The organism is Paracoccus sp. MC1862, assembly GCF_016617715.1.
Lineage (GTDB): Bacteria > Pseudomonadota > Alphaproteobacteria > Rhodobacterales > Rhodobacteraceae > Paracoccus.
On sequence record NZ_CP067225.1, the window covers coordinates 2,598,821 to 2,607,500 of the forward strand.

Genomic DNA, 8,680 nt, shown 5'->3' on the forward strand with positions numbered 1-8,680 from the left:
GTCAGGCAGGACCCATGATCGACAACACCGACCGCGGCATCACGGTCAACAAGGCGCTGGCCTGGACCATGCTCGTCTCCGTGACCGGGCTGATCTGGTGGGGCGGCGGAACCCTCGCTTCGCTGCAGGGCGCGGCCGAGCGCCTCACCGTCGCCCTGATGGAAACCCGCGAGATGATCGTGGCGGAACGCGCCAGCTCGGCGCAGCTCGAGGCCCGCGTGCGGGCGCTGGAAAACAGTGCCGTCCGCCAAGACGTGCGCTTCGATGCGCTCTCCGCCTCGATCGACGAGCTGAAACAGCAGGGGCGCGAGTCCAACGATCTGCTGCGGGAGCTCGCCCAGCGGCCGTAGCGCCTGCCGAACCCCGCCTCCAGACCACCACTGACCCGCCCGCAAGGCGGGTTTTTTTCATGCCCGAGGATCCGGGCGAAAGGAGTTGCCATGACCACCGATACCCGCGAGCCGATCCGGAACATCCAGAGCGCACTGGACCGGCTGGGCCATTCCCCCGGTGCCGTCGATGGCCTCTGGGGTCGGCGGACGGCGGGCGCGCTGAAATCGCTGCTGGTCGCCGACGGACGGCCGGTCCCAGTCGCGGACGCCTCTCCCTTGCCGTGGATCGCCGAGGCCAGATCGGCGCTGGGCCGCCACGAGGCCCGCGACCGCTCCTGGCTGATGGACTGGTTGAAACGCGACGGGCGCAGCCTTGGCGATCCGGCAAGGAATGCCTGGTGCGGCGACTTCGTCGAGACCTGCATCCGCATCGCCCTGCCCGACGAGCCGCTGCTCGGCGCCCTCGGCAGCAATCCGTACTGGGCACGCAACTGGCTCCTGTTCGGGCAGGAGGTGACGCCCACCCGTGGCGCGGTGCTGGTCTTCTCGCGCGGGTCTGGCGGCCATGTGGGCTTCGCCATCGGTCAGGACGACACGCATTTCCACGTGCTGGGCGGCAACCAGACCGACGCCGTCACGGTCGCCCGCATCGCCAAGTCGCGTCTGCTCGGCGCGCGCTGGCCTGCCACCGTTCCGCCTCGTGCCCAGTCTCTGCCGGCAATGAAGCCGGGCGAACTTCTCATCACCACCAATGAAGCCTGAACAGGAGACCTTCCCATGCTGAAACCTGCCATTCTGGCCCTCATCCGCCAGGTCCTCACCGTCGCCGGCACCGCGCTGGTCGCGAAGGGCTACATCGGGGCATCCGACGTCGAGCCGGTGATCGGCGCCATGCTGACCATCGGGTCGGTGGTGTGGTCCGTCGCCGACAAGCGGATCCGGTAAAGCTCGGAATCGAATGCGCGCGATCCGAAGCGGGCATGCCCGCGTTCGGGTCGTCGCACCTACGGGCGTGGCGTGCCGCGTGCACCAGATCTGGAACGCCGGCACGATCCAATTGCAAAAAATTCCGCCTTCGACTTATCCGGTGACATTACTTGTCAACATGGACCGTTCGGGCGCCATCCGCAGCCGAGGTCTCGATCGCCGCCAAAACGCGGTGCCGCATTACCGCCTGGTCAAACGTCGGAGAGTTGCGCGATCCAGTTGCGATGTCGCCGGCGATACTACGATACATTCGGTAGATATTTCCGACCAAGTTAGGAAGCATGCGGCCCGCGTGATAATGTACCGGTACTTCCAGCTTCTGCAGCACGTCTGCCTCGCCCGTCGCTCCCGACAACGTCAAGTCAACGAGCTGCGCATGACCTGTCGGGGCGCGCAGCTGCAAGGTGCCTGCCGTCCCGTTGATCTCCCACAAGAAGCCGGTGCCAGGGGTGGTGCCCCCACGGTAATGAATCGCGAGCGGCGCGCCATTCTCGAGCGTTGCCTGCACCAGCACCTGGTCTGGCGCGGTCAGCGGAACCATCCGGTCCTCGCCGATGACCACTTGCTCGTGCCGGCGGTTGGCAAGCGTGGCCGAGACAGTTACGACCTCGCCAAGCGCCGATACGATGCCGTCAAGTGTGTGCCCCACCGGTATCGTCAGCATCGTTGCGCCATTGCGTATGTCAGCAGTGTAAGCGTCGGCCGGCGGCACCGCCGATCCCCAGACCCCGCCCGTGCCGACCACCGTCGATGACAGCACCTCTCCGACATAGCCGTCAGCAACCAGATCACGGACATAGGCAATCTCGGGGGCGAAGCGCGCCTGCTTCCCGCAGGCAGCAACAACTCCAGCCTCCCGCGCCATCCCGGCCATGTCGATCGCCTCGTCCAGACCGTTCCCGAGCGGCCATTCGCAATAGACATGCTTCCCCGCAGCCAATGCCGCGCTGACCAGTGCCCGATGGGCGGGGACTTTCACGGTCACGGCCACAAGATCAACGTCCTCACACGCGCAAAGGGCTTCTGCGGATGCGAAATGCCGCGGAACGCCGTAATGCTCGGCAGCTGCGCGGGCACTTTCCTCGGACCGGGTGCTGACCGCGACGATGTCGTAGCTGTCCGGAAGTTCACGCAGGGCGGGAATATGAGCAATCGCACCCCAGCTGCGATCAGGCTGAATGCCGATGATACCGACGCCGATCTTGCCCATGAAATTCTCCTTCTCAGCTTGGGTGCCAGGCCTCTGCCCGACTGGAATCCAGCCCCGACCCTCGCAACCATCGGCGCAGCCTCATACGAACGCAGGTGAGGTACGGCGCTGCGAGGGGGCGATCAGCACAGTCGTACCGCGGCAAGCCTGTCGCCGCAAACATGGCGACTGGCTGGCCCGTGTCTGCCTCGAAAAGAGAGATGGCAGGATGCAGAAGCGCCTGCGCGCGCCGGGCCTGCGGCTCAGCCGGACCGCCGCCGAGACAGGAAGAAGCGCAACATCTCCCGCGATGCGTCCGGGCCGGCGGGATCGGTGTGCGAGCCGGCGGCGCGGCCGCCCGACCAGCCGTGGCCGCCCCCATGCACCGTCCATTCTTCGAGAAGGGTCTGTCCGACCCGGGTGGCATGGACCTTCCGCGTATAGTCGCGACCACCCGGCGAGCGGCCGTAGCTTGTCTTGCAGACGAGCGGTGCCGTACGCGACCGTTCCAGATTTCTCAGGAACCCGGCGGCATTGGAGGGATGCACCACGCGGTCGTTGTCGCCGTGGAAGACGATCGTCGGCAGCTGCGGGGGCAGTTTGCCTGTCGGCTGGGGCCCGTTCTTCCCGAGCATGGCCGCCATCGCCGAACGCAAGGACCGGATGTTGCCCAGAGCCAGGCCGGAATGAACGCCGATCGCTGCGAAAAGATCGGGATAGGCGGCGCCGACGATCGCCGCCGCAGTTCCCCCGGCCGAGATGCCGGCGATGTAGATGCGCGCAGGATTGGCACGGCCGAGGGACATCGCATGCCGGGTCAGGGCCGCGATGACGGCGGGCTCCCCTCTGCCCCGACCCTGATTCTTCGGATCGTGCCAGTTCCAGCACCGCCCGACATTCGCCTTGGGCGACTGCTGCGGATAGAGCACCAGGAAGCCAAGCTCGTCCGCCAGCCTGTTCATGTCGGTGCCGGCCGCGAAGTCGGATGCCGACTGGGAACACCCGTGCAGCATGACGACCAGCGGCATGCGCCGGCGCGCCGAACCCTTCGGTGTATAGAGCCTGTAGTCGAGCGTGCCCTGCGGACAGGTGAACGTGTCGGAGGGAAAGCTGCCCGGCGCCGGACGCGGCGGCACCGCGGACGGACTCGGTTTCGTCTGGGGCGACGCCGATGCGCGGCGCTTGCGCTTGGGCTTCGGGGTGGACGGCACCAGGAGACGTGGAAGCGCAAGGACGGCGGACAAGGGTCGCCTTCTGGCGCGCCGCGCCGCGCTGGCCATCGTCTTGAGAAGATCGGCCATGTGATGCCCTGCGCGCACATGATCAGGATGGGAACGGAACTGCGCCTTCAGTCGCCCATGTCGCGGGCCGGGTCAATTCAAAGCCGCTCACGTTGATGAACCTGACTGGTTCTGGCCGCCGAAAGAGCCAGACGGCGTCGCGTGCATTTTCCTGACAGGCCGGCTTCACGACGCCATCCCAAAGGGATAGGCGCACAAGCAGATGTTTTCGGGGGCGCCATGATCCGTGCATACGAATTGTCCGCAGATCGGCTGAAGCCTGTCGCCGCATTGGCCGAGTCCGCAGTCTGGTGGGATCTCTTCAACCCCAACCGGGAGGAGGAGACGGGGCTGGAGCAGCGATTGGGTCTCGGATTGCCCACCCGCGAAGACATGGAGGAAATCGAGATTTCCTCGCGGCTTTACTCCGAGGATGACGGGCATTTCATGACGGCGCTGATCCCGTCGCACACCGATGCCGACGACGTGGTGATCCAGCCGATCACCTTCATCCTTTGTGGTCACCGGTTGGTGACGATCCGCTATACCGAACCCCGCGCCTTCAACACATTCTCGCAGCGCGCCGAGAAGACCGCGCTCGGCCTCAACAGCGGCGAGACGATCCTGCTTGGCCTGCTCGAAGCCATCGTGGATCGTCTGGCGGACATCCTTGAACGGGCCGGGCGCGAGATCGACACGATCTCGCGCAGCGTGTTCGGCCAGAAGGGGACCGCAGCGCGGAAGGATGCCAACTACAAGACCACGCTGGAGGAGATCGGGCGCAAGGGCGACCTGACCTCGAACATTCGCGACAGTCTGGCGACGCTGGAGCGTGTTCTGGGCTTCCTCGGGCCAAAGCTTACCCAGGCCGACAAGGAGGTCCGCGGGCAACTCAAGGCGCTTGTGGCCGACGTGCGGTCGCTGAACGACCATTCGGGCTTCATGGCGCAGAAGATCACGTTTCTGCTGGATGCCACGCTGGGCCTGATCAACATCGAGCAGAACGCGATCATCAAGATCTTCTCGGTGGCTGCGGTGGTGTTTCTGCCGCCGACCTTGGTCGCTTCGATCTACGGCATGAACTTCGAGTTCATGCCGGAACTGGAATGGATCTTTGGCTATCCATTCGCCCTCGGAACGATGGTCCTTTCTGCAATCCTGCCCTATCTCTACTTCCAGCGGCGCGGCTGGCTTTAGGCATTGCTCAAGGATTTTGAGGCGGTGTCGGCAGCCGGCAAGCTGCAAGCCAGGGGACCGGAGGTTGAAGGAGCAATCCCAGGCGAAGAGTGCCAGCATGTGCGGGTCGTCCGGCACCCAGCCCTACTGCGGATAACTGACCTGGTCAGCTGGAGCCGTTTGCGCCCCCACAACGCAGAATGCGTCAGCTGTCGGGGGCCTCGTCGAACGTTGATGTGGCGTTGATGTGGATTGCGGACATGCGAAAGCCCCGCTTTGAGGCGGGGCGTAAGCTGCTGACATATTGTATAAATTTGGTTGCGGGGACAGGATTTGAACCTGTGACCTTCAGGTTATGAGCCTGACGAGCTACCGGGCTGCTCTACCCCGCGTCCGTGCTGCCTGTGGCAGCGTCCCCGCTGGTGGTAAGGTGCGGGGTTGGTTTATCGTATCAGAGGGATGTGCGTTTCTTTCCAGGTCTGGCGGTGACCTACTCTCCCACGTCTTGAGACGCAGTACCATTGGCGCGACGGCGCTTAACGGCCGAGTTCGGGATGGGATCGGGTGTTTCGCTCGTGCTGTAGCCACCAGACCGGGGAAGAAACGCTCAGCGTTGCGGCTTTCGCCACGTGTTGTCCAAGTGATGCTGAGGAAGAAGGCAGATCTGTCTTCTTCCGGATCAAATCAAGCCAATCGAGCCATTAGTACCGGTCAGCTGAGCACATTGCTGCGCGTACACCTCCGGCCTATCGACGTGGTGGTCTTCCACGGCTCTCAAGGGATACCTTGTTTTGAGGGGGGCTTCACGCTTAGATGCCTTCAGCGTTTATCCTGTCCGTTCATAGCTACCCTGCACTGCCGTTGGCACGACAACAGGTCCACCAGTGGAACGTTCACCCCGGTCCTCTCGTACTAGGGGCAACTCCTCTCAAGTATCCTACACCCACGGCAGATAGGGACCGAACTGTCTCACGACGTTCTAAACCCAGCTCACGTACCTCTTTAAACGGCGAACAGCCGTACCCTTGGGACCTGCTCCAGCCCCAGGATGAGATGAGCCGACATCGAGGTGCCAAACGATGCCGTCGATATGGACTCTTGGGCATCATCAGCCTGTTATCCCCAGCGTACCTTTTATCCGTTGAGCGATGGCCCTTCCACTCGGGACCACCGGATCACTATGGCCGTCTTTCGACTCTGCTCGACGTGTCAGTCTTGCAGTCAGGCTGGCTTCTGCCATTGCACTCAACGAGCGATTTCCGACCGCTCTGAGCCAACCTTCGCGCGCCTCCGTTACTCTTTGGGAGGCGACCGCCCCAGTCAAACTACCCACCACGCAGGGTCCCGGATCCGGATAACGGACCGCGGTTAGACATCAAGAGTGCGAAGGGTGGTATCTCAAGGGTGGCTCCACGGGAACTGGCGTCCCCGCTTCAAAGCCTACCACCTATCCTGCACATCTCAATCCTGATGCCAGTGCGAAGCTGTAGTAAAGGTGCATGGGGTCTTTCCGTCTAACCGCGGGAAGCCCGCATCTTCACGGGCAATTCAATTTCGCTGAGTCCACGTTTGAGACAGCGGGGAGATCGTTACGCCATTCGTGCAGGTCGGAACTTACCCGACAAGGAATTTCGCTACCTTAGGACCGTTATAGTTACGGCCGCCGTTTACCGGGGCTTCAGTTCGGAGCTTGCACCCCTCCCTTTAACCTTCCGGCACCGGGCAGGCGTCAGACTGTATACGTCGCCTTGCGGCTTCGCACAGCCCTGTGTTTTAAGTAAACAGTCGCCACCCCCTGGTTTGTGCCCCCCGCCAACGCTTGCGCGCCAACGGGGCCTCCTTCTCGCGAACTTACGGAGGTATTTTGCCGAGTTCCTTAAACGTGGTTCTCTCAAGCGCCTTGGTATTCTCTACCAGTCCACCTGTGTCGGTTTCGGGTACGGTCTCATGGAGGGCTATTTCCAGGGACCCCGCAGCTGCCCGATCAATCCAGTAAGATCGAACAACCTCAAGGATCCGTCACCATCTCCTGGCCCAGGAATATTAACCTGGTTCCCATCGACTACGCCTTTCGGCCTCGCCTTAGGGGCCGGCTTACCCTGCTCAGATTAGCTTTAAGCAGGAACCCTTGGACTTTCGGCGACAGGGTCTCTCACCCTGTTTGTCGCTACTCATGTCAACATTCTCGCTTCTGATCACTCCACCGGATGCCTTACAGCCCGGCTTCACAGTCAGAACATTGCCTCCGTTGCATCTGAGGACGCAAAAGAGGCAGCGTTCCATATCACAGAACGCTCCGCTACCGCGTGCATTGCTGCACACCCAAAGCTTCGGCTCGTGGCTTGAGCCCCGTTACATCTTCGCCGCAAGACCTCTTGATTAGACCAGTGAGCTGTTACGCTATCTTTAAAGGATGGCTGCTTCTAAGCCAACCTCCTGGTTGTTTTGGAAGTCTCACATGCTTTCCCACTTAGCCACGAATTGGGGGCCTTAGCTGTTGGTCAGGGTTGTTTCCCTCTCCACGACGGACGTTAGCACCCGCCGTGTGTCTCCCGGATAGTACTCCACGGTATTCGGAGTTTGCTTAGACTCAGTAAGGCTGTGGGCCCCCATCATCCATGCAGTGCTCTACCCCCGTGGGTATTCATCCGAGGCGCTACCTAAATAGCTTTCGCGGAGAACCAGCTATCTCCAGATTTGATTGGCCTTTCACCCCTAGCCACACGTCATCCGGACCCTTTTCAACGGGTGTCGGTTCGGACCTCCAGTTGGTGTTACCCAACCTTCATCCTGCACATGGCTAGATCATCTGGTTTCGGGTCTGATCCGTCTGACTCATTCGCCCTTTTAAGACTCGCTTTCGCTGCGCCTCCACCTAACGGCTTAAGCTTGCCAGACAGACCAAGTCGTTGACCCATTATACAAAAGGTACGCCGTCAGGGCTCAAGGCCCCTCCGACTGCTTGTAGGCGTCCGGTTTCAGAAACTGTTTCACTCCCCTCGTCGGGGTGCTTTTCACCTTTCCCTCACGGTACTGGTTCGCTATCGGTCAGCAAGGAGTACTTAGCCTTCGAGGGTGGTCCCCCGATCTTCAGACAGGATTTCACGTGTCCCGCCCTACTTAATGCGTCCGATCAACCTTCCCATACGGGGCTGTCACCCGCTCTGGCTGGCCTTTCCAGGCCATTCTGGTCAGTCTCACGGCTCGGCTGGTCCCCGTTCGCTCGCCGCTACTAAGGGAGTATCTGTTGATTTCCTTTCCTCCGGGTACTTAGATGTTTCAGTTCCCCGGGTTTGCTTCTAAAACCCTATGTATTCAGGTTGAAGATACCTGGTTAACCCGGTTATTGACACCGAATGGTGACAATAACCGGATTTCAGGTGGGTTTCCCCATTCGGAGATCTCTGGATCAAAGCCTATTCCCGGCTCCCCAAAGCTTATCGCAGGGTATCGCGTCCTTCATCGCCTCTTGCTGCCAAGGCATCCACCAAACGCCCTTTTCGCGCTTGATTTGACCCGGAAGAAGAAAGACCCGCATCCCTGCGGCGTCCGGCCTGTCCTTCGGCGGGACAAGCCAACTTCTTTCCAGATCAGCATGCAACTATTCCCGCCTTTCCCCGAAGAGAAAGACTTGGTTAGTGTACTTGACTTGGACAACGCCGCCGTTTCTTCCGAAGAAGAACCGCACCCCCACTCGGGTGCGGCCGACAACGCTG

Annotated in this window: 6 protein-coding genes, 1 tRNA gene and 2 rRNA genes; 4 read left to right on the forward strand and 5 right to left on the reverse strand. The window is 61.6% G+C overall.

The window, feature by feature from the left end:
• The first annotated feature begins 14 nt into the window (after window positions 1-14).
• The 3 genes from JGR78_RS12785 to JGR78_RS12795 all read left to right on the forward strand — a co-directional run bounded on the left by JGR78_RS12785 (window position 15) and on the right by JGR78_RS12795 (window position 1,277).
• The gene (locus tag JGR78_RS12785; RefSeq protein WP_182806057.1) at window positions 15-350 is read left to right on the forward strand and encodes a hypothetical protein; all 336 of its coding nucleotides are present in this window, start codon (window positions 15-17) and stop codon (window positions 348-350) included.
• Between the two features lie 90 nt (window positions 351-440).
• Complete coding sequence (locus JGR78_RS12790; RefSeq protein WP_182806059.1) at window positions 441-1,094, forward strand: TIGR02594 family protein; 654 nt, start codon at window positions 441-443, stop codon at window positions 1,092-1,094.
• Window positions 1,095-1,109: 15 nt separating this feature from the next.
• Window positions 1,110-1,277, forward strand: a complete 168-nt coding sequence (locus tag JGR78_RS12795) for a hypothetical protein (protein ID WP_182806061.1) — start codon at window positions 1,110-1,112, stop codon at window positions 1,275-1,277.
• A 148-nt stretch (window positions 1,278-1,425) separates the two neighbouring features.
• On the opposite strand, the gene JGR78_RS12800 is transcribed toward JGR78_RS12795, so the two are convergent.
• Both JGR78_RS12800 and JGR78_RS12805 read right to left on the reverse strand, forming a co-directional pair.
• On the reverse strand, window positions 1,426-2,529 hold the full coding sequence (locus tag JGR78_RS12800; protein ID WP_182806064.1) for a Gfo/Idh/MocA family protein: 1,104 nt from the start codon (window positions 2,527-2,529) through the stop codon (window positions 1,426-1,428).
• A 242-nt stretch (window positions 2,530-2,771) separates the two neighbouring features.
• Complete coding sequence (locus JGR78_RS12805) at window positions 2,772-3,809, reverse strand: PHB depolymerase family esterase (protein ID WP_182793275.1); 1,038 nt, start codon at window positions 3,807-3,809, stop codon at window positions 2,772-2,774.
• 219 nt (window positions 3,810-4,028) lie between these two features.
• On the opposite strand from JGR78_RS12805, the gene corA reads away from it, so the two are divergent.
• The gene (gene corA, locus JGR78_RS12810) at window positions 4,029-4,985 is read left to right on the forward strand and encodes a magnesium/cobalt transporter CorA (RefSeq protein ID WP_182793276.1); all 957 of its coding nucleotides are present in this window, start codon (window positions 4,029-4,031) and stop codon (window positions 4,983-4,985) included.
• A gap of 294 nt (window positions 4,986-5,279) precedes the next feature.
• Here the strand turns inward: corA and JGR78_RS12815 are convergent.
• The 3 genes from JGR78_RS12815 to JGR78_RS12825 all read right to left on the reverse strand — a co-directional run bounded on the left by JGR78_RS12815 (window position 5,280) and on the right by JGR78_RS12825 (window position 8,476).
• Window positions 5,280-5,356, reverse strand: a tRNA-Met gene (locus JGR78_RS12815).
• 85 nt (window positions 5,357-5,441) lie between these two features.
• A 5S ribosomal RNA gene (gene rrf / locus JGR78_RS12820) occupies window positions 5,442-5,556 on the reverse strand.
• Window positions 5,557-5,644: 88 nt separating this feature from the next.
• Window positions 5,645-8,476 (reverse strand): 23S ribosomal RNA (locus JGR78_RS12825).
• Window positions 8,477-8,680 lie beyond the last annotated feature (204 nt).

Bases quoted from the DNA above. Each gene is read 5' to 3' on its own strand.
- JGR78_RS12785 (WP_182806057.1), top strand. From the start codon at position 15: ATGATCGACAACACCGACCGCGGCATCACGGTCAACAAGGCGCTGGCC.
- JGR78_RS12790 (WP_182806059.1), top strand. From the start codon at position 441: ATGACCACCGATACCCGCGAGCCGATCCGGAACATCCAGAGCGCACTG.
- JGR78_RS12795 (WP_182806061.1), top strand. From the start codon at position 1,110: ATGCTGAAACCTGCCATTCTGGCCCTCATCCGCCAGGTCCTCACCGTC.
- JGR78_RS12800 (WP_182806064.1), bottom strand. From the start codon at position 2,529: ATGGGCAAGATCGGCGTCGGTATCATCGGCATTCAGCCTGATCGCAGC.
- JGR78_RS12805 (WP_182793275.1), bottom strand. From the start codon at position 3,809: ATGGCCGATCTTCTCAAGACGATGGCCAGCGCGGCGCGGCGCGCCAGA.
- corA (WP_182793276.1), top strand. From the start codon at position 4,029: ATGATCCGTGCATACGAATTGTCCGCAGATCGGCTGAAGCCTGTCGCC.